At 37.2% G+C, this 21,516-nt stretch carries 15 protein-coding genes and 1 pseudogene; 5 read left to right on the plus strand and 11 right to left on the minus strand.

The genetic code is table 11. The annotated features are described in order from the left end of the window. Positions 1 to 626 precede the first annotated feature (626 nt). Positions 627 to 1,679: a tyrosine-type recombinase/integrase gene (locus V7068_RS21630; protein WP_499714489.1), complete on the plus strand. Its 1,053-nt coding sequence runs from the start codon at positions 627 to 629 to the stop codon at positions 1,677 to 1,679. 207 nt (positions 1,680 to 1,886) lie between these two features. On the opposite strand, the gene V7068_RS21635 is transcribed toward V7068_RS21630, so the two are convergent. The 3 genes from V7068_RS21635 to V7068_RS21645 form a co-directional block, all read right to left on the minus strand. Continuing rightward, on the minus strand, positions 1,887 to 2,426 hold the full coding sequence (locus V7068_RS21635; RefSeq protein ID WP_499714490.1) for a hypothetical protein: 540 nt from the start codon (positions 2,424 to 2,426) through the stop codon (positions 1,887 to 1,889). 1,764 nt (positions 2,427 to 4,190) lie between these two features. After that, the gene (locus V7068_RS21640; RefSeq protein ID WP_499714503.1) at positions 4,191 to 5,078 is read right to left on the minus strand and encodes an alpha/beta fold hydrolase; all 888 of its coding nucleotides are present in this window, start codon (positions 5,076 to 5,078) and stop codon (positions 4,191 to 4,193) included. Positions 5,079 to 5,332: 254 nt separating this feature from the next. Further along, entirely contained in the window at positions 5,333 to 5,512 is a 180-nt protein-coding gene (locus V7068_RS21645; RefSeq protein ID WP_499714491.1) for a hypothetical protein, read from the minus strand. 285 nt (positions 5,513 to 5,797) lie between these two features. Here V7068_RS21645 and V7068_RS21650 point away from each other — a divergent pair, with 285 nt between their 5' ends. Then, entirely contained in the window at positions 5,798 to 6,367 is a 570-nt protein-coding gene (locus V7068_RS21650; RefSeq protein ID WP_499714492.1) for a recombinase family protein, read from the plus strand. 233 nt (positions 6,368 to 6,600) lie between these two features. Here the strand turns inward: V7068_RS21650 and V7068_RS21655 are convergent, their stop codons facing one another. Both V7068_RS21655 and ltrA read right to left on the minus strand, forming a co-directional pair. Next, positions 6,601 to 7,185: a hypothetical protein gene (locus tag V7068_RS21655; protein ID WP_499714493.1), complete on the minus strand. Its 585-nt coding sequence runs from the start codon at positions 7,183 to 7,185 to the stop codon at positions 6,601 to 6,603. A gap of 252 nt (positions 7,186 to 7,437) precedes the next feature. After that, positions 7,438 to 8,766 (minus strand): group II intron reverse transcriptase/maturase, encoded by a 1,329-nt coding sequence (ltrA, locus tag V7068_RS21660; protein WP_499714494.1) that lies wholly within the window; start codon positions 8,764 to 8,766, stop codon positions 7,438 to 7,440. A 1,618-nt stretch (positions 8,767 to 10,384) separates the two neighbouring features. Between ltrA and V7068_RS21665 the strand changes: the two genes are divergently transcribed. After that, positions 10,385 to 11,410: a hypothetical protein gene (locus V7068_RS21665; RefSeq protein WP_499714495.1), complete on the plus strand. Its 1,026-nt coding sequence runs from the start codon at positions 10,385 to 10,387 to the stop codon at positions 11,408 to 11,410. A gap of 665 nt (positions 11,411 to 12,075) precedes the next feature. Here V7068_RS21665 and V7068_RS21670 read toward each other — a convergent pair. The 4 genes from V7068_RS21670 to V7068_RS21685 all read right to left on the minus strand — a co-directional run bounded on the left by V7068_RS21670 (position 12,076) and on the right by V7068_RS21685 (position 17,943). Beyond that, on the minus strand, positions 12,076 to 13,644 hold the full coding sequence (locus tag V7068_RS21670; RefSeq protein ID WP_499714496.1) for a SagB family peptide dehydrogenase: 1,569 nt from the start codon (positions 13,642 to 13,644) through the stop codon (positions 12,076 to 12,078). 25 nt (positions 13,645 to 13,669) lie between these two features. Beyond that, positions 13,670 to 15,613 (minus strand): TOMM precursor leader peptide-binding protein, encoded by a 1,944-nt coding sequence (locus V7068_RS21675; RefSeq protein ID WP_499714497.1) that lies wholly within the window; start codon positions 15,611 to 15,613, stop codon positions 13,670 to 13,672. Beyond that, on the minus strand, positions 15,613 to 17,559 hold the full coding sequence (locus V7068_RS21680) for a putative thiazole-containing bacteriocin maturation protein (RefSeq protein WP_499714498.1): 1,947 nt from the start codon (positions 17,557 to 17,559) through the stop codon (positions 15,613 to 15,615). The genes V7068_RS21675 and V7068_RS21680 overlap by 1 nt, the downstream gene beginning before the upstream one ends. A gap of 171 nt (positions 17,560 to 17,730) precedes the next feature. Beyond that, a complete protein-coding gene (locus V7068_RS21685) occupies positions 17,731 to 17,943 on the minus strand; it encodes a heterocycloanthracin/sonorensin family bacteriocin (protein WP_499714499.1) in 213 nt (70 codons plus the stop codon). Between the two features lie 241 nt (positions 17,944 to 18,184). On the opposite strand from V7068_RS21685, the gene V7068_RS21690 reads away from it, so the two are divergent. Beyond that, positions 18,185 to 18,904, plus strand: coding sequence for a class I SAM-dependent methyltransferase (locus tag V7068_RS21690; protein ID WP_499714500.1), 720 nt, complete (start codon positions 18,185 to 18,187; stop codon positions 18,902 to 18,904). Between the two features lie 164 nt (positions 18,905 to 19,068). On the opposite strand, the gene V7068_RS21695 is transcribed toward V7068_RS21690, so the two are convergent. Continuing rightward, complete coding sequence (locus tag V7068_RS21695) at positions 19,069 to 19,878, minus strand: uroporphyrinogen-III synthase (RefSeq protein ID WP_499714501.1); 810 nt, start codon at positions 19,876 to 19,878, stop codon at positions 19,069 to 19,071. A 507-nt stretch (positions 19,879 to 20,385) separates the two neighbouring features. On the opposite strand from V7068_RS21695, the gene V7068_RS21700 reads away from it, so the two are divergent. Beyond that, entirely contained in the window at positions 20,386 to 20,664 is a 279-nt protein-coding gene (locus V7068_RS21700) for a CC/Se motif family (seleno)protein (protein WP_499714502.1), read from the plus strand. A gap of 139 nt (positions 20,665 to 20,803) precedes the next feature. Here the strand turns inward: V7068_RS21700 and V7068_RS21705 are convergent. Further along, a pseudogene (locus V7068_RS21705) lies at positions 20,804 to 21,385 on the minus strand (HAD family hydrolase); the annotation flags it as partial. Between the last annotated feature and the right edge of the window lie 131 nt (positions 21,386 to 21,516).

Below are 21,516 nucleotides of genomic sequence, written 5' to 3' on the forward strand. Positions count from 1 at the left end.
TTTAAACAGATGAAAATGGTGGCAATATGTTTGGTTTTGCCACCAGTCTGCCACCAACTTGCCACCAAGTAACACCGACCAAATTTCTTGGGACACAAAGTTTTTTTAACAATTGTGCCACCATGTGTTTTAACTTGATATTCCTGCTTACTATTAAATTTAATGTTAAACATTTCTCTTTGAGAGTACAGGGGAACTGAATCTCCCTAACTGGCACACCAGGTCTCAAACAGTTTTGAAGTTTGCTGGCATCTGTTTTTATAGTATCTTCAAGTACCCTCAAGTACTGATATATAAAGCTTTGTTGCTTTCTAATGTTTTCTTGTGATTTAATATTTTTAAAATTTGGGCACCAAGCATGGCACATAATAGCCCATAATAAAAAGGAATACTAAAAACTATTAATTGGTCAACAGTTTCCTAAACTGTAGGTTGGAGGTTCGAATCCTCTTCGGGACGTAAAAAATACTGAAAACGCTGATTTAACGCTATTTAACCGTTGTTTTAGATGGTTTGATCTATAGCGTAAAATTAGCGTTTTTTTGCTGTTTTCTCGGTACACTGTAGGACATGAAATTTTGTGACTTTAGGACATGCAGCCATCCAAACAGGGGGCAAAATAACTTATGGGACTTACATTTATTGCACAAAGAGGACAAACAAAATCGACCAATGACCGACAGTTTCGTGATGACCGACATACAACGGATGTCCAATATGCTTTTGATGAAGCAATTGAAATCTTCATTAAGGCGAAGGAAGCAGAGGGTGTAAGGAAAAGTGCCATTAAAGGGTATTATGATACGGTTAGATATTTTCAGGAATGGTTAAGATCCGACATTGAATACATTAATGAAGTCACAAGTACTATTATTCGAGAGTACATTAACTATCTAAAAAATGACCGTTTTCCTTATCAAGGTGACGAAAAACGAGAGAGAAATAAAAGAGGATTATCGGTATATACCATAAATATTCGTTTACGAAATTTAAAAGCAATTTTTCGATTTTTGCCCGAAGAAGGGGTCATTAACAAAAATCCAACACGAAATATACCACTTGTAAAAGATGACGCACATGAAGAAGTTCAAGGATTGACTGACGAAGAAGTTGATATGATCCTAGCTTCGTATGATGATAAGTTATTTGCTCAGTGGAGAGATAAAACCTTAGTGCTGCTATTACTAGACACGGGATTAAGAATCAATGAAGCAATGTCACTTACCGTTAACAATGTTGATTTTCAACAGAACACCCTTTATGTTCCCTCTGCAATCGCTAAAAATAGAAAACATAGAGAAATACCAATGAGCCGTGAAATATCAAAACGATTAAAACAGCTGGTTGATGAAACTGTACAATATTTTGGCGATGGTTCCCGGATATTTATGAATGCATACGGAGATGATTTTACTCCCGACGCCTTTAGGAAAAGATTAAATCGGCTTAAGAAGAAATTAAACATAACTAAACTACATCCACATATGTTTCGGCATACTTTTGCGCGAAATTATGTTTTAAATGGTGGAGATGTATTCACACTACAGAAAATTTTGGACCACGCTGATATCCAAACAACTGGAAAATATATCCAAACGGATTCAGAACATCTTAGACAGCAACACAATAAATTTTCACCTGTAAGGAGATTATTTAATCGTAAAAATAAAAGATTATAAAACTTTAAAATTAATCTACTTCTAAATTGATAGCAAACAATTTAATCCATTAATACTGAAGTGTGATAATAACGGTTTTCTATTTACAGCACGAAGTTATAATTACACGTTTTAGAGAGAGTTTTGTTCCTATGAACGTTGAAAATTTACTTAAAGTACCAAAAAATAAAAAATGACCTCTACACCTTGTAGAGGTCCTGGTAAACGTTAGATAAGTTTAATGTTTCTTTTTTTTTCCAAGAAGAGATTTATGATTATATCAGCATATTCCTTATTTATTTTTCTTTCTATACCTATAATCTTTTTAACTAGATCATCATCTTTTCTTTCAGAATTAATTGTTATGTCAACCCGTTTCTGTTTCATTTGTTTATACATGATAAAAGTTAGATCTTCTTTATTTATATTGAAATTCTCCATCTCTAGCTCCTGGATTATCTTAGGAGTAATTTCGCCACTTAAAACGTCATACCTCAAACCATACTTAATTTTTGAAACGCCTCTATAAATCAAATTAATTACCGGTATTGACAACGGTATAAGTGAAAAGAACCATAATTCTTTTGAAAAAATCAATAATAGCAACAGATTTACTGCGAATAACGTAAGAGGGGCAAGGAAATACTTGTAAAAAAATAAAATTGAAAAGTTCGGCAATAATCTTTTGCTCAAAGATTTTTCAAACACAAAGTAACAAACTGTAATCAAAATACAAGTAATTAAATTTGTGATTACATATACCACCATTAACCCCTCCCTTTATCCTTTAATATCTGAGGTTACGAACGAGCTTTACGTATTTTAATTTCCTTTACCCTTACTATACTAGAATTAACTCCGGACTTGGTAATAATTAGTTCTGCAGAATGGATAGGTGTGTTTTCCCAATAATCATGTAATATAGTCTGTACCTCAGTTAAGTCCAATTCACCCTCATAAGAGTCGCTTTGCTGATTGAAGGGAACATTTACTTCTTCGGTAAATCGAGTATCTGAATTCGGAATTTGAATTTTTAAGAAGGCACTTAGATCTAAACTTCGAATATCTCTACCTTCTTTATCAATAATTCTTAAACGAAACTTATAATTGTTATCTTCCTCAATTTCTATAGATTCATCCAAATTATAAAATATCGGGATATAGTCTGAGCCTTTTATTAATTCAAATTTCTTATTTTCAAACGTAATTACGATCCTTCGCGAGTTATTTATGTGCTGATCAGTTATTCTTTTATAAAAATGGTATCCTTCTACTTTAAACAACTTTACGTCAGTTGGATTCTGGATTTTGAACCCCTCTAAAATTTCTATAAAGTTAGTTGCACCACCGATACCTTCAAAAATACTCTTGATCGCGTTATCGTCAATATTAAACTCTTCGATAAGATAATCTTCTTCGATACTTCCCAAGACACTCTCATAGTATATTTTTATAGATCTTAGCTTGGGATTATTCGTAATAACCCTAACTTTATTATTTATCACAAATACGTCTTGTTCTTGTGGAGTTTGATTTCCAGGATGTGGCCCTGGCTGCTGAAGCCCATTTTGGACCACAGGTTGCCTTTGTGGGTCATTTTCAATTTCAAATCTAATAATTGGTTCAGGAAAATCGCATAATTCACGTATTTTATAATAATTTATATTATGGTCTACTTGAACTTCATATTGGTTAAGTTGGACCTCAATGTTAATAAAAGGCTTGAATTCATTTACATAATAAATGAGGATTTTTTTAGGATTCTCTACATTTCCAAATTCATCAGTCGAGAATACTTCAATTAAATTTTCCCCATCCTCTAAATTAAGAATGTATTCGGCACCGGTCAACCTGAAGTTTTCATCCCTTACGCGAACATAAGTGTCTTTAACATCATATGTTCCTGGGATGATTTGGTTAATTATAACTTTAACTTCACCAGTACAAACATACATATTTCCATACATGCCTCCCCGGCTATGACTAACAGTAAAGTTTGTATCAGGAACACTTGGCTCTTCGTTAGATTGAACTGAAGGAGTTATTGGGATATCTTCATTTTCCTCATTATTAATAAGTAAAATTGAATTATTAACATCTTTTGACAGCTTTAATTCTGCTGTAACATTGGTATCAATATTAAAAGTTTTAAATAAAGCAGTTTGTACAATATTACCCTTATCGTACTGTTCTATTGATACAGTTGTTGGCCCCTCATCGAAAGCTTCAATTATGATTTTTTCTTCACTATCTATCTCATCTTCATGCATGAGTAGGTATACTGTATTTCCTAATTTTAGTACTTCAATGTCAGAATCAATTAATTCTTCAATATTTTCATATCCGATATCATCCGATAACCCATAAATAGATTTTCCGTCTTTTATTAAGGAAATTTTGACTGGACATGCAATACGAATAATCTTGCCCATAAAACCTAATTCACGAATTTTTTCTTCGGTTAACAAAACATTTTCATTTTCAGTTATTGTGTCACCATACAAAATTTTATTAATAATATTATGGACAATTTCATTTTTCGGTAACTTTTGATGTGATACTCNNCTTATTAGTAGTTTCAGATGTAGCACTAAATAAAGGTACAGTACCATCTCCATTTTTAAAATATCCACTAGTCTCACCAAAATTGTTCCTTTTAATTGCAGATAATGTCAAATTACCTATACCGATGATTTCATGATGCTCTATATTAATGGGTTCTTCGTGTAACTTCTCATGAAATTTATCTAGGACTTCATTTGGAATACTCTGACACTCGGCAAAAAACTCTTCAATTTCACTACTATAAATTGATGACCAGTCATTTAATTCATTTTCGTTTATTGTTATCGCACTAACATTATGTATATTTTTAACTCTTGTAAAATATTCAGTATGAGGTAACAACTGATAAACGCTTGGAAAGTTTCTGGATATCTTTTTTGACACTTCACTTGTTAAGACAATTGGAAATTTTTCAAAAGGTAAACCAGCGCCATAACGAAGAGTCTTATATGCTTCCATCGACCCATACCACGGGGTACCCATTGTTACTAATTTGGATATCCTATTTGTATATTCCTCATCTTTATACTTAGATAAAAATAATTTTGTGATCAGTCCCCCCATACTGTGGGCGACAAGAACTATCTCTTCTTTATCAGTATGTCTTAACATTATGTCATGTAGCCGCTCAATATTATCTAGTACACTTATTCTCCAATCATACGGAAATGGTTCTACTTGATATTCTGGATTAGCTGCCAAGCTCTCATATAAATTGGAATATGTATAATCCATAACACCAGCTGGTTTGATATCCATTCTCCCTAATGGTAAATAAAATTCATATACTCCAATATTATCAGGGAAATATCTCGGCCAAACTTGATATTTCCCCAAGTTAAGGTTAGATCCCATTATTCCAGGCAATAATACTATAAGCTTACTTTTTTCCTCCAACTAAATTCCCCCTAAAATTACCTACTATGGTCTATAATAACTAATATCACATCTGACTTGTCGAAAACCTAAATATTTTGTCGAACTTCCAAAAAAACAGACAAATAATTACATTTCTAATGAGACACAGAAATAATCCACTGGGGCTATTTTCTAAAAGAAAAGACCACCTATTAGTGGTCTTTAAAATTTTTCAATTTCAATACGGATTTTTAATATACACCTAGCATATTTTTAATACGTTTATCTAGTACTTCTACTATATCTGGATCGGCAATTTTTATAAATCTTTCTGCAAAATCTTTCTGCAAAAAGTGTATTTCCCTTTTCAAATAAATATCCCGTTGTTCACCTTTACCTACTTCTGGTCCTAACTCAATGATTTTTTTCAATTAATTCCACCACTTATAATTTATTCACTCTTTAGAATAGCACATTCGCAATTTAAATTAATATCTAAAAAGAAACATCCAACATTAACCTAGTAATATTTCCCCCGGTTGTCCACTTTTAACCATAAATTTTTCTATAATATGTCTCGAAGTTATAAGTTTTGTTCAATGAAAAAAACACCATAAAATGCTGCTATTATTGCTATTGATATTGTCTAAAAGTTAGTCTAAAAAAAATGCACAAAAGATAATAGACTTTTAGACAACAAGAGAGGAAGAACAACTATGGCAGTTATTGGTTATGCAAGAGTATCTACTAAAGACCAAGAGTTAGAGCTACAAATCGACAAATTAAACGAATATGGCTGCGAAAGCATTTTTACGGAAAAGCAAAGTGGAGCCAAATGCGACCGTGAGGAACTTGCAAAGGCTTTGGATTACCTTAGAGAGGGCGACAAGCTGGTTGTTTACAAGCTGGACAGATTGGCTAGGAGTACCTTCGATTTACATAAAATTGCGAAGGATCTGCAGAGCCGGGGAATATCCCTTGTATTCATCAAAGAACAGATTGATTTTTCTACTCCAGCCGGAAAGCTCATGTTTACCATGCTTGGAGCAATTGCTGAATTTGAACGTGATTTAATAGCTGATAGAACGGCAGAAGGGCGTGAGAGGGCAAAGGCACAAGGGAAACACATGGGGTGTATCGGAAAGCCAGAGAAGGATATTAGGAAGGCTTTAAAGCTATATAGAGAAAGAGAATCAAATGGGTTAAGCGTTAACGACATTGCCAAGATGACGGGTGTTCCCCGGTCAACAATTTACGCTAAAGCTAAAGAGCAAGGATTAAGTTGATATAAAGGAGATTGAGCTTGGTTGGTTTGCCAAGTTCTTTTGTATTGGTACGTTTTTTATTAAAGCACTCGTTAGCGCAATAAGAAAAATGACCGCCGCAGCGATCATTTCTTTAACTCATGCACCAGTTACTGCCTATACTGAATTGTATTTCCCTTTAAACAATAAGGAATCATGCAGTAGCCCTTCAGCCCTTTATTTTAACCATGTTGGCTTAATATTCTGGTAATTTTTTAGTCTTTTGGTAAAAAATCTTTCTTGATTTTTTCAATATTCCTACTAGTTATTTCTGCAATATATTTCAATAGGTCATCATAATTTTCAACATTATTGAGTTTTTTAAATTTCTCGACATGCCCCTCAAAACCTTCAAAATATTCACTTTGATAATTTGGGTTGTTATAAATTTTAATAAATTCAAGATAATCCTTTGTAGACATCTTATCTTTAATTTGAATAAGAATATCATTCCAATTATTAATTCTTTTTTCATGTATAGGCTTTTTTACGACAATTTCTTTTTTTTCCTCATTTTTTATCTGTTGGATAAACTGTTCGATTTCATCTATATATTGAAAAAGTTCATTCCTATTTTGACTATCCAATTCCGTTAGTATTTTATTTTTATAATGTAAATAACTATTATGCCTTGGATGCAATTTTTCGCCTGTTTTGGATTCTTTTTTCCACTTTTTTGCTGCTCCTCCAATACTACCTACAACACTTATAAATGCCGCAATCTCTTTTTTGTTGTCTTTAACGAATTTCCCTGTTTTTTTAACACCTTCAATAACTGGTCCAATTGGTATTCTAGACATACTTGTCCCCCTTAAGTTAGAAAACAAAAGCATCTTGAAATTATAGTTTTTTTGATGACATTTTCATCAACTATCATGGTTATCTTCTCATGTACCGGGTCTAGCCAATTATATTCGACGTTGGAAAGAGCATTTCCTTCTTAAATTAGTCGAGTAGAAGGGAATCTCTCTACCTCACGGTAGATTGCATTCCTCCCCCCTCACAGAACCGTGCTTGCGCAATTAACGCACACGGCTCCTCCTAGTTACCATTCACATAATATAGCTAATCTCTTTTCTTAAGTCATATATGTTAACCTTAATTCTTGCGTAAGGTAATGGGTATTTATTAAGAAAGAGTCTGAATTTATCCCACGTAAATGATTTCCTTTGACTTCTTCTATTGAGCCATTTAAACAGTAAGTATCCGATTTTGTCTCTAAATTTGTTTACACTTTGGGTATTATCTGTGATGCAATAATAATTGTAATAACCTATAAGAGAGCGTCTAAATCTATCCATAATTATATGAATATCTTTATTTCTATTAATCTTCAACCATTCCTTAGATTCTTTGAGTTTGCCTTGGACTTTTTTCCTGCTTGACTTCCGTTTCACTCGGAAATTACCTTGTTTACTTTTCCCACAATAGTGTGTAAAGCCCAGGAAATCAAAGGTTGCTGGTTTACTGTTTCCCTTTTGTTTTGCATCTTTCTCCGCAAACTTTCCAAAGGGAATAATTTTAGTTTTATCCTCAGCTATTTCTAAGTTAAATTTCTTTAACCTAAATTTTAATGATTCGAAGAATTGTTCAGCTTCACTTTTAGATTGAAAACAACAAACAAAATCATCTGCATATCTCACTATGTACGCTTGTCCTTTGCACTGTTTTCTAACCCTTTTCTCAAACCATAGGTCTAGGACGTAATGAAGATAAACGTTGGCTAATATCGGAGATATTACTCCACCTTGCGGTGTGCCATTATCTGTCTTGTATTTCTTATCTTCCTCCATATATCCACCTTTAAGAAACCTGCCAATTAATCTTAGGAGGTTAGGGTCAGAGATTCGCAGTTTTAAGAACTCCATCATCCATGTGTGGTCAACGTTGTCGAAGAATCCTTTGATATCTACATCTACTATATAATTTGCTGACCTCTTTTCAATGTAATAGTTCAGTATTTTCAAAGCATCATGGCAATTACGGTTTGGACGGAATCCAAAGGAACAGTTTAGAAAGTCATTCTCATAGATGGTATTTAGTATCTTTGTAATGCCTTTTTGTACAATTTTATCCTCATGTTTTGGTATTCCCAACGGTCTTTTCTTATCTGAATTGAACTTTGGAATATACATTCTCCTTACTGGAACAGGACGATAACTTTTGCTTTTAAGCCTATTTACTAAATCCTCTACGTTTTCTTTTAGATTTTCATTGTATTGTTCTTTAGTTGTACCATTGACCCCAGTTGCCTTTTTATTTGGTAACTCATGATGACATTGAATTAGTGATTGCTCATTTAATAAATGTACAAGGGATGTAAATTTCATTTTAGGATCAGATTTTGCTAATTCTGCTATCCTTAGTAGTTTTGTTTCCATTTATTATCCCTACCTCTGTGTGTAGTAAATGTGTCCCTAGTAAGGGTGATAACTGGTAGCTAACCTTTCCTCCATCGGCATTACCCAACTTCATTGGTACTACGCTGCTATCCGACTCCCTACACGGCATTTGGTTTCCTTACTTGTTATCGCTTGTACACCATACTCTTCTAAAAAAAAAGAAAAGACCGGTAGGGTCTCCCGAGTTGCCGTATCATATCAATGTATAACGTGCCAAGGTCTCTGACTCCAGAGAGGTTTCATTCTTCTTGCCTTTTGCGAAGAATGTAATGTAGCTTTCTGCTGCAGGTAAAGCATCAGCCCTCTCCAATTACTAACATTATGGAGCTCAATCCCTTCAACCATTTGGCTTTCGGCCCGCTGTCGGGTAGAAAACAAGCGCGCGCAATCAATTATGATTCACGTTTCTTGTAGCCCCCCTACGATCCCGGACGGTCGGATTTCCCGAGTCCGGTTCTGACCCTGGATTAATCACCTACAAGCCTTCCCATACAACCGCAGGATTAAATGTCGGTACACATATTCCCCCATCATTTGTAGGTTTACTTGTAAGTTAGTTTAAACATACTTTATAGCTCAGAGTCTATAATGCTCAAACATTCCAAGTGCCCAGAGGTCCTTTGCCCTATCAAAGGTGTTACCTTGATAGAAGTGTAATTTCCTTACACTTAAGAAGGCATTACCCTTCCCTCATTGCTACTACGACCTCATGCGCCAATCCTAAATCATCCTACCATTTTCTATTAGCCTCTTATATGATAGGTCTTTATTGGTTAGTACCTTCCCAATTTGAAGTAGGACCTTCCCGTCGTTATCTCTGAAAATCTTTCCACAGATGCCAGAACCCATACCCCGGCTGCTCTTACGGTGCTTTTGACCGTTTCTTCCCGTAAGACATCGGTCTTCCCCCGTTAGGCAAAGGTCGACGCTAAGCAAAACATCCCTCGAACAGTTTCTTTGAGGGGCGTAGATTTCGGGATTGCAGTATTCGTTAAATCCTTCTGGCCTCTGTGTTTGCTCGCCACACAGACTGTTCCGACCTTATCCTCTCTGTGTAGAATAGGCCGCCGTGACTTTTACTTCCAAGCAGAACGTAGTTCGTTACCTCCCCACGCATTGGATATGCTAGTCATCCGAATCGGTCAATTGATGACAGGAGACTTTCACTCCATAAGATTCTCAGCCTTGACGGCTGCTCCACCTAACTGTCTACGCTTAAAAACTAAAGTTACCTTTAGCCCTCCAAGACTCGCTACGAGCGAATGGCTAGTTCTTACTCGACGGGAATCCCACCCGCTATATGACACGACCTAAGCTCGGCCGCACACCTGCTTCGTTAGTTTAGGAAAACCGGCAAACATATGACAATCATAATCATATTGACAGTAGTTTAGGCATTCTCTATTGATTGTATAATACTTATTGTACAGCATAAATATAGTTCCCTTTTGTTATGCCAAAACTTATTTAATATTGTTAAAAACCCTAATGGTGAGAAGATTTCCTTGCCGCCTTTCCTATGGTAAAAAAATGGACGGAGTATTTGGGTTGGTTTACTATTGAGAGAGGATGTGGATACATAGGAGGGGATGACAAATTGTCATTAAGCAGTCTGATAAACAAAGACAAGGGATTCAGGGAGATACTGCAGTCCGTGGAGCCGCCGAAAGATAGCTTTTATACATTGAGCGGGAAGAAGCCTTTTTCAAATGAATACATATCGAGAGTGCCAAGTGCGATGGAGAACGTCCACCAAGCAAGTCTCTTGGGTACAGCCTTCGATTACATGGCACGGTTAAGGATTGCCAAGTTAAAGAAGGATAAAGAGGTCACGCAGTCCTTCAGAGCCATGGGGGGGATGAGGAAACTATTAGTTCTGCCGGACGGCGGGCGTTTATTTCAGGAGAAATACAAGCCGTGGATAGAAACGGTTCGGGAAAACATGCCAAGCAGGAAATCAATAGAGCCTTTATATGAAATAGCGGTTCACATGGCGAAGTTGGAACAGATTTATCGGGGGGCTGTGGAAGCAGAAACAGTGGATTTGGATTTTATCTTCAACCAACCGGCTTCTGCTGATATAAGGAGAGAGTTGGAAGGGATGATGGAGGTCTTCGAGGAAACCTTCATGACACAGGAAGTGTTGAAGAAAAAGAAAAGCATTTATTACAGCCCTGAATTTGGTATCGGTTCCTTACTGGTAGGGGGAGCGGATGCCGATATCCTCATTGACGGAACGCTGTATGATTTCAAAACGACCAAGGAACATGCCGGAACCAAACGTGACTTCCTGCAACTGATGGGCTACTTCCTGTTGAACGAATTGTCCTATCATGCTTACTCGGAGGAACATGAACTAGGAAGCCACCATTATATTGACCGCCTTGCTTTTTATAAAGGGAGATTCGGGGAAGTGGAGTATTTTGAGCCTTATACCTATCTCACACCGGAGACTTTGAAGGAGAAGGTTATTCAACTTGCCGACTACCTGAAGGACAACGAGAGAAATCTATTGCATTTCCCGTTTGCCGATACTAAAGGAGCAAAACGCAGTTTGGCGAAAGTGCGGAAGGGTGAGTTTGACATCACGTTCCCACTTAAATATCAGACCAACCAACCATAGAAAACAAGAAAGGCGGCAGGGAACCAAATTCCATGCCGCCTTTTATGTGGAGTCCGGTCGCAAAATTAGATAATAAAAACAATTCCTCCTATTAAAATAAGATACTTAGACACCATTTTAATAAACCCCTTCTTCCACTAAACTCCCTCTATAAAATAAGGAATATCTCTTGTTTTCTCCTATTTTCTCAGAGTTTTAAAGTTGCTTACATGTATTAGCCATTCTCCCCTTGGGATTAAGGGGAAGAAAAGGATATTTCTAGAACGGAAGAGTAAAAAAAGCCTTTAGCCACTTAACCACCGTTATCTAATAAGTGGGTATCCAGTTAAATTATAGTTGCACTAATGGTCTCCACATCTCTCATGGAGGTCAACCCTCCCATGTCTCACAGAGTCTTCGCTCCAAAATTCCTTCGTCCAACCTTTCCATGAGGTGGATGTCAGTTTATGCTGCCCGACAGGGTCCTTGCCCGAAATTTAGTTGAATACTGACTAATCCGTGCTTCAAATGTCTACTAAACCATAAACGTTCCTTTATTCTGATTAACAGGGCTACAAGTTACCAAGGCTCTGTATCGATGACCTGTGAGGAGTTCGAACCCCCGACCTCAACCCTGTCAAGGTTCAACGACAGTTGAGAACAAAATAGAACGTACTCTTGTCTCCCTAGCCAAGCAAACTTCCTTTTAACCAGGCGCGGGGACGGTACGGACCCACTGGGATTTGAATTAGGCTGGTTTTTCCTTTCGAATCGATTTCGTAAAGTTGATCACATTGGTTCACATCGAATCCTAGCAGTGGATGGCCCCCCATCCCTAAAGCGCACGACACCAAGAGCAGTCGTTGTACGAGAATCCCCGCTTCCATCTGCTGAATGCGATATCCTCTCATTCCTAATCTGTTTATGAGGTGATTCTTGTCTCCGATGACATGCATACAGAGCGGAACTTGATACAAATTCACATTGGGCATTACTAATCCTAATTGTAAAAACTGCCGGTGATCTCCCTTCGTTATTCTCCGAAGTGCATGAGCACTATTATCATAAGAGTAGGCACCACTTGAAACTCCCTCTACATTATACAAACTGCCATACAAAGAAACACGCCCCCCAACATTCCCATGTGTATCGTCAAGGTCATTCTGATATGAGAAGGAACATGTCTCTTTTAACAATGTAGCCAGTTTTGTCTGACTTACTTTTCCCATTATAAAATCGCTATCAGGAGAATACCGCTTGCTGCAAATCGTTGCGAAATCGTATGAAAAATTTTCTGTAACTGGCAGCAAGATCATCTCCGTACCTAAGGAAAATTTCCCACTATTATTTTTCTTTATCTTTACAAATGACTGAGTTGTTTCAAACATGGATGCTTCGTTAAGTTTTCTCAGCATCGGATAATCAACAATCCTCTTTGAACGGTTATAGGAAACATGCTTTAATAATGGCACTTCCCGACACAAGTCTGTAGCAGAAATAATTTCTTCTCTATTTTGATCGTTGTCGACACCATGGATGGATGTATTAACAGATAATGGAATTACCGCATATACACTTTCATCCTGTTCAGATAGTCCAAGCAAATGATTAATAGATTGATCAAGAAATTGGTAGCAGACCTTTGAAGAGAAACCCATTTGATTGGCCACTTCTAACGATTGCCCAATCAACACACCTGCATCTAACCCTTGTAACCTGTAGGAGAAATTATTGTACTTATAGAAATTTTTCCAAAAAATTGTCGAGACAAAAACGGTACAAAAACAGTCAGTAATAGGATAGCTATTTCCAAGACTTCTGGATAAGTAGAAATCGTAATTTCCTTCCCGCACCAAACTGAGGCGGTGATGGGCAACATCGTAATGATAAATTCCTATTGGAGCATCCTCAAGCTTTATATACACATATAATTCATTGGGATACAACGCCCCTCCAGAGGGAACAAATCTCCTTAATGACTGGGTGAAGCCCCCATCTTTTTCCTTTGCGAATTGAGAGTATTGGGTAAGACCGTATACATACCATAAAAAATGACCAAGCTCCATCAGGCTGGGTTTTAGAGTAGATTCTCTTCTATTGAGTACTAAAGGTACATCAGCGGTAAGAGGAACCTCTGGTAAACCACGGTACAGTTTATAAGGAAGTGGTGCGTCTTCCCAATCGACCTGCCAATCCGGCGGAACGATTTTCTCCGTGTCAAAGTGTAGATGGTGTAGAAATGTTTCTAGCTCCAAATTTTTTTGTCCTCCTACTCTTTAATTATGGGAACGGATGTGGATATGGATTAAGCTGTTCAAACGATAATGGCGTCTTCCTAAATCCTAGTTGCACTGGTACCTTAAGTACCCTATCTAGCCCTTGCACTCGAGTAAGATGATGTCCAAATGTCATTGGCAGCATTCCAGGAATCAAAACCTTTACACAGAATAATCCGTTTCGTTTGATTATAGGTGCTGTTTGGTCAACCACAATGACTTCAAGGTTTAACCGACGGAACTTATTAAGAATATCCTGAAGATCATCTTTTAAATCAGTATGTGCCGGCGGTTGCTTGAATTCTTCAGCAAATGTACGTAACGGGCGATAATCATCCAATAGAAAATCCAGTTGTTTCTCTGCTTCTCTCAAACCGTACAGCATACCGTGGTCCTCCATGGTACGTACTGCAAACGGATCTTGTAGCATCCTTTCGTATTTCTGCCGGTTTTCCTCCAATTTTTCGTCATGCCTAAACATCATTCCTGCCAGCTCATAAATCGCACTTTTTACAGCCCGCACTGGATCAGGGTTAGCTCCAGCTGCACAAATGAGGTTTGCACCCTTGGATTTTCTGTTTTTGGCCACTGCCCAGACGCTTGGAATCCCATGTTCCATCGTAGAATTGTAAAAATGAAGGTCATATCCCGCCACCTCACGTATACGGTCGACCATCAGCTGTAATTCTTTATCGTTAGCAGAACTAAGATCCAGACGAGGAAGAGAGAGCCTAGCATACCAAGTTAATAAGAATGAATCTCGCTCGACTACCTCCATAATGGCATGAAAAATAGCTTCCTCTAAACTTCCTCCTAATGCACACCCATTGGAGGTTTCATAAATAAAGCCCTCTCCTCCATAGCCTAAACTGTAATAGGCGAGTAACTCCGGAACCAGAATAGGACGTTCTTGTAAGAATGAATAACCCCAGACCCAATTCATTGGATCATCAGGATTAAAAGGTTTAAACGGAAAATTTGACTTTTTATATTGATCTTTTTCATGTAAACCAACTGTTATGGGGTTTAGCGCTTGATTTTCTAAATTATGATAACTATCACGAATTGTCCTTCTTTTGCCTCGAGGTTCTATCCCGCAATATCGCTCCAATCCTTCCAAAATGGCAGTTAACTCACTCATTTCATAAGAATTAGATCTTCCTGCCACTCCCTCATCCGCTCCAAACAGCGGCATGTTCACTAGAACATCAGCAAATGGCAGCACCAAATCCTGCATTTTCCTATTCATGATCCCAGTACGATAATCGAGATAATCTTTGACAAGCACTGGTTTTAATTCATCCATCGAACGGCAGCGATAACTGCCCTCATTTATTTTCGGACTGGATTCTAACCTAATTTGAGCTAGTTTGGGTGTGTCATCAGGTATTGAACTGCACAACGGGCACAATGGATCGAGCGAGAAAAGATGACTGGAGGTCGTTAACGTTCTAAGGTTAGTAATGAACACTCTTTCTTCTAAGCTGCTGGGTTCTCCTTGAAGAACTCTCTGTACTTCTTTACATATCAAAGCTGTCATTTGCAATAGCCCCATTCGTGATGCCCATGCATCTCGCAATACACCTTCTCCTGATGCCATTCTCATCTGAAGCCCCAACATTTCTTGGGAATCGGATCCAGCTATCATGCGCCGTATGTCAGCACATCGAGAACATCCTGGTTTATCGCGTTGTACGAATGGACCGATTATTCCCTCCCCGAATGAAACAAAACCTCGAAGCCACGGGATACCTATGCCCCTGAATCTTTCTTCCGCTTTTTGATGAACCAATGGATGCCAGGCATCCTGCAGCACCAGAGCTAATTCTGTTTCTTTAGGAACCTCATCCAATATGCTTTGTCGCGTTACGTGATAGTTACTGGATAATTGATCATAGACAAAATCCGCTAACAAACCATTTCCGTCAATTAGAATACGAGCTGCCATTAGGATTCCTCCCCTCGTATCTGCACACCAAACACCCCTGCCAGTTCTTGTTTTAAAAAAGGTTCGAACGAAAGATCATACACGAAGAGCCTTTTATTGTTTCCGTTCAGGATCCGAATAGAGGATTGTAATAGTTCCTCTTTTGTTAGTTCTTCACAAGAAGGGATTTCGAGTTTCCCTTCCTTTCCGTTCAGAAAAACAGCTGACTCCGCTTCCCTATCTGTTGATTCCCCCTCATTTTGAATATCCAAAAGCGCTTGTTGCAAGGCACTCCGTAAAGCTAACGTTGTATTTAAACCTATACTCGTGTACCGACGGCCCTGCGACTGTACCCATATTACAGGAAAGCCTAACACTTTATTTTCCAAGCCAATTGTTGGTGCACCATTTAATGTAGTAAGGGAATTTAAATAAAACCTGCAGTGGGGATCTTCTATTTTTTCCAGTTGTACACGAAACATCGTGTTCGGCTGATTAATTTTTCGGTTTTTCAATTCCTCCTCTAAATAGGCTTGCAAGCCGCGACAAACAGCTTCCTCAACTGTTTCTCCTGCACCAATGCCGATAAATCCTTCCACTATGTTCACTTCTTCTTGGTCTTTTTGATCCCTGAATCCCTTAATCATTTGTGACACATACATTTCAATGCCAGTCAGTCCGGCTTCCTTTTTTGCCTCCTCATGCGTAAACCCCGGACACACAACCTCTGGCAGGAGGTCTGCTGGTCCCTCTGACACTGGATTTACTGCTTGAACATAGCATTGCGAAAGAGGAAGCTGTTTTAAGTTTCGTTCCTCCCAAGTATGAAAAATCCCTGTTTCTTCTGAAGTTAATAAACTGAAATATTCCAAGAGATTAATTGGCGATTTCTTTTCACTCCGTTCTTGCTTGAGTATTACATCAAGGTCTTCAACCATTCTAGACGATACACTGATATTCTTAACCAATGGATGTAGGATGAATGAAATCCAGTCTCCGTTCAATGTTTCAAGATCAAGCCGATAAATTTGATTACTTTGATTTGAATCTGCAGTTCCTGTAGTCTTTTTAAAAAATTCGAATACAATGATGTTCGCCAGAATCGATCCTGCTGTGGAAGAGTATGTCTGCAACTGCCGATCTTGTTGCAATGTAGATTGATGAAGACGACGCCATGCAGATTCCCAGCACTCCTCTGATTCTGGATGCACCAAAGGACCTGCAAGCCCCACTCGGTCTAAACATAAGGCAGGTAGAAATGCCTTCTTCTCCGCTTTACAGATCAGATTTAAATTCCTAAGTTCCTTTATATTTTCATTTTGGGAAACATATAATATCCAATCATATGGCTGCACAGCTGCTTGCCAAAAATTCTTTCCCTGCCCTTTTTCAAATGGTATCTCGTTTATCTCCACCTCGGAGTCATCCCTTTTGGCCTTCTTCACCATTTCATTAATCCGCAATCGATTTGTAGGTACTGAATCCGTCACCATAATATCGAATTTGGGAAGTCCAGATTCAATTAGTGCAGAAATCAACGAAACCATAAAAGAGCCTGATCCGACAGCTAGAACTTTAGCTTGACGGTATTCTTGAAAACGATACGCACCAGAATCAACAAAGTTCTCAATAAATTCAATTTGTGAAGCATACTTTTCAAGAACATCTGCTTTTAATTGATGGGAACAATCTTGGCTTACATCTCGAATAAAGCCGTTCGTGTACAAAACTTCTCCAATCTCATATACCCTGTTTCGATACGGAGGTGTTAGTCCCTCTGTCAACTCTTCTAATGTTTGCTTCCCATTGAACATCGGCATCAGTTTTTCAATCCATTGATAGATTGTATCGCCTTCCATACGGAATGAGCTTACGTTATTTCTAAAATACACACCGCCTTGTGGATTAGGTAGATAAAATGTGTCATTTTTCACCTTGAGACGTGAGTGTGAGTTCAGTTTCGTCATTCAGTTCCTCCTTCATTCTAATCGTTCCTCATTATTCCCTATCATTTTATGTACTTGTATTTGTCCATTATGATTAACCCAAAAAGAAGTGTCCCTACGACAATGCAGGGACACTTCTTTTTATAAAATAACCTGAATTTTTTTGAAGAACAATCAACAGCTTCCCAACAGCTAAATAAAGAAACCAAAACAACCAAAACAGCCAAAGCCAAAGCCAATGCCGAAACAGCCGCCACAACGAAAACCACAACCGCCACAGCCACCACAACGACGCATATCGACAAACTCGAGCGGATTTTGAGTCTGATAATCTATAGGAGTTAACTGGCCAACTTGATAATTATCCATTCCTAACATTTGTAGTTCATTTTGAAAATTGTGCATTTTTTTGCTCCCCTTTATATTTAATAATCAGGTTAAATACCTGAGAGTTGAAAGAAGGTAATGTGTGTGTTGTGTATATGAAATCATCAAATACTACGTGTGCTTTCTTTAACAAATTATGATTCATTTGGGTAGTTGTTACGGATTCAAGAGCCTATTTCACATTGAAAGTAACATCTGTCATTCTGGGATGAACATCTTATTTACATTTTCATATTTTATAAAATAAGAATTAAAGAAGGTGATTCTAATTGGTGGGTCGATATATTTAGATTTTTTGTCTAAATTTGGTGTTGGGGGAGCACATCCTGGTGGCATTGGTCTAACCAAGGAAATACTTAAGACTGAAGAAATTAACAAAACTTCTCGCATTTTAGATGTAGGATGTGGTACTGGTCAAACATCCGCCTATCTAGCTGAGCAATACGGAGCAAAAGTAACAGGGATGGATATTAACTCTATAATGGTGGAAAAAGCAAAAAGCAGAATGAGGAAATACGAATTACCAGTGGAAATTATTCAAGGCTCCATAGAGGAATTTCCGCTAAAGGATGGGGAATTTGATTTTATTATTTCCGAATCTGTCCTTTCTTTTGTAAATCAGCCAAAAGCTCTTAAGGAAATATTTCGATTATTAAAAAATGGTGGGCGTTTTATTGCAAATGAGCTTACCACCAATAAACGGCTTTCCCCAACTATAGAGGAAGAAGTTAAACAATTTTATGGATTAGGCTCCGTCCTTACGGAAAAGAATTGGATCACTTTATTTGAACAGGCTGGTTTTAAACATATAAATATTCGTATGCAAGAACAATCTATGCTCCAATACAATCCAAATCCTGAATTCCAATACTCAGAGTATATTGAACCTGAACTTTACTCGGTAATGTATGAACATTTTAATATCATGGCAAAGTATGACGGTGTTTTGGGCTATAGAATATTTTCATGTACTAAATAGTTGTTTTAAGTCAGGTATTTATTATCGTTTCTAATCCATAATAGAGGAAAAATCCTATTTATAATTAACTATCTAAATAAACAAAAGAGTGCGATGATAATAGTGATTTTCGCACTCTAAAAACTATAACTTTTTTTATTTAAACATCGCTACTCATATATTCTTTAAAGTTTCTCATAGTAACGAGATAACTCAATAATCATAGCTCCCATTCTTTCAAGTTCGGGAGCAAGCAAGCGTTCCACTCCCTCTTCTACTAAAGCCTCCGCAGTAACTTTTCCGACAGCAGCCGCAAGCGCTCTACCTTGAAAGGATTGTAAAACATCTGTTAAGCAGCCATTCTCCCTCGCAAAGTTAAAAAGAGACCGAACTTGGATAGCAGTCGTAAAACATACCGCGTCCAATTCATTGTTTAGCAGTTCTTCACATAATTTTGCAACTTTCTCTGAATCAGGCGCAATATGCTGGTAAGGAAGAATTGTTAACACAGATGCTCCTCTATCTTCAAGAAACTTTATTAACGTTGGAGCGGTTTCCCCATGGAGCTGAACCATTACTCTTTTCCCCGAAAAATCAAAGCTTTCAAGAGAACGAATTAATCCACGAGTAGTCCCATCCTCATCCGTCGCAACCGGTTTAATCCCAATTTTCTTTAACGTTGCAAGTGTTTTATACCCTCTTGAGGCTATACTGGCTTGCTGGATTCTATTTAAAAACTGTTCTTTAATACCCAATGTTTCCGCTAAATTTAATAGAGTTTCTGTTCCAATACCCGTTGTGAAAATAACCCAGTCTGCCCCTTCCATGACAAACTTCTGTAAGTCAGGTTCTACCTCCTTTTCTGCTAAAAAAACAGTTCCTTGAAGGGGACGTACAATAGGAATACCCCCTTGTTTTTCGATTAATGTACTAATTTCTTCTACTTTTCGCGAGCCGCCAATTGCAATTCGCTTCCCTGCTAGTCCTTTTCCCATACCGCTTTCCCATCCTTTTATATATGATTAAAACCTACCTCTTACTCCCGAAAACTTAATATGCTAAGTTCAATCCGCTTTCGCATATTAAAATCAGATATAGAGAAGGCAACAAACACGATTGCTTTTCATTCCTATAATAAAGAACATACAACAAAATTGACCATCCAATTTTGTTATTTTTTAACCATCCGCTTTACAAAAAAAGATGATGATCATTAAATTTTACGATTCCTTTAATCAAACTTTATTATAAATCATCGTTCTTTCTTAAAATACATAATCTTTTTTATAAACTATCAAACCTTTTGCAAAAGCACAATTGTTACTTTATTTTATATAAATCATACTTAGTTAAAATTACTTCATCATAAGTCATTTTAACTGTATCAAGACCTAAATTGTAAATTACTCATCCACTGTTATTTGTTTGACATTTCAATATTTTCTTTCTATATTGAGAGTAATTATTTATAGTAGCAGTTTGTAAAAATCGGGAGTGAGGATATGATTTTTAAAATTGATGATAGAGCAAAAAGCTGGATTGAATCAAAAGGAAAACATCTGACAGTTAATAGCGTTGAAGTAAAAGGATGTTGTGCAGTAGGGATACAGGATTTACTGGCTATTCCCAAAAAACCAAAGGATTTGAATCACTATAATGAGTTTAAAATAGATAATCTGTCTATATATATTCAAAAAAATATTAAGGTACCGGATAAGATTTCCCTTAAAATATCAGGAGTTGGATTTTTTAAAGGCATTTCAGCAAAATTAACTAGTTAATAAATAACATCTATGAACAAATGATAATTAACTAAAGGAGAAGTCGGTTTTATCAAATATGGTTAAAATCAACAGGACCTTTAGGTACGGTATTAAATTAATGGTCCTATGGTTCCCCCTTAAGGGTTAGCTGTTCTTTGGTTATCATGATAATTTGTATACCCATCTCTTGCAACCTTGTAATGGCTTTTTGAGAAGTATCCTTTAATGGTATCAGCCACAGCCGATAAGACCAGCATATTAATCATCAACACTAGCTAGCATCGCAGTTTTTCCTTACCCTTCTAGGTCCTCCATGGCTGGAAGAGCTTTGGAAATATCTACATTATTTTGCTTCATGAGTTTCCGAGTTCCTACCAGACTTTCTTTTTTGATTGACTATAGTTTTTCTCCCATAACCAGGGATGACTTCAAATTCCTGAACTAAACTAAGTGGTATCCCTCTTGCTTGAATTCCTTGAGCAATGGCTTCGGCAAGTAGATGTTCAGATTGTTTTCCAGCTGTCCCTAATTAAAGATAGAAATTCCTGTTCATCAACCCCATTTTCTACAAAAATATCAGTCAATTCGGGTTTACCATTTGTAACGGTTCCTGTTTATCTAAAATAACCGTATCAATATGATGGGTAGTTTCAAGGTATTCTCCACCTTTAAACAAAATACCGAATTCTGCAGCACGACCTGACCCAGCTATGATTGAAGTAAGAGTTGCAAGACCTAAGTAAAGTTTATTAAAATACCCAAAAGATTAACTATTCGTAAAAAATGTATTATACGAACAATTGTTCTTTTTATAAAAATTTCTTTTCTTATTTATAACTTGTGAGGTGTTTCGTTTGTCTATATCTAAAC

It is taken from the genome of Bacillus sp. JJ634 (genome assembly GCF_036962285.1).
GTDB lineage: Bacteria > Bacillota > Bacilli > Bacillales > DSM-1321 > Peribacillus > Peribacillus asahii_A.

What these genes read in the sequence shown, in the direction of transcription:
- V7068_RS21680 (WP_499714498.1), bottom strand. Translation starts at nt 17,559, where the DNA reads ATGACGAAACTGAACTCACACTCACGTCTCAAGGTGAAAAATGACACA.
- V7068_RS21675 (WP_499714497.1), bottom strand. Translation starts at nt 15,613, where the DNA reads ATGGCAGCTCGTATTCTAATTGACGGAAATGGTTTGTTAGCGGATTTT.
- V7068_RS21635 (WP_499714490.1), bottom strand. Translation starts at nt 2,426, where the DNA reads ATGGTGGTATATGTAATCACAAATTTAATTACTTGTATTTTGATTACA.
- ltrA (WP_499714494.1), bottom strand. Translation starts at nt 8,766, where the DNA reads ATGGAAACAAAACTACTAAGGATAGCAGAATTAGCAAAATCTGATCCT.
- V7068_RS21695 (WP_499714501.1), bottom strand. Translation starts at nt 19,878, where the DNA reads ATGGGAAAAGGACTAGCAGGGAAGCGAATTGCAATTGGCGGCTCGCGA.
- V7068_RS21650 (WP_499714492.1), top strand. Translation starts at nt 5,798, where the DNA reads ATGGCAGTTATTGGTTATGCAAGAGTATCTACTAAAGACCAAGAGTTA.
- V7068_RS21685 (WP_499714499.1), bottom strand. Translation starts at nt 17,943, where the DNA reads ATGCACAATTTTCAAAATGAACTACAAATGTTAGGAATGGATAATTAT.
- V7068_RS21630 (WP_499714489.1), top strand. Translation starts at nt 627, where the DNA reads ATGGGACTTACATTTATTGCACAAAGAGGACAAACAAAATCGACCAAT.
- V7068_RS21655 (WP_499714493.1), bottom strand. Translation starts at nt 7,185, where the DNA reads ATGTCTAGAATACCAATTGGACCAGTTATTGAAGGTGTTAAAAAAACA.
- V7068_RS21700 (WP_499714502.1), top strand. Translation starts at nt 20,386, where the DNA reads ATGATTTTTAAAATTGATGATAGAGCAAAAAGCTGGATTGAATCAAAA.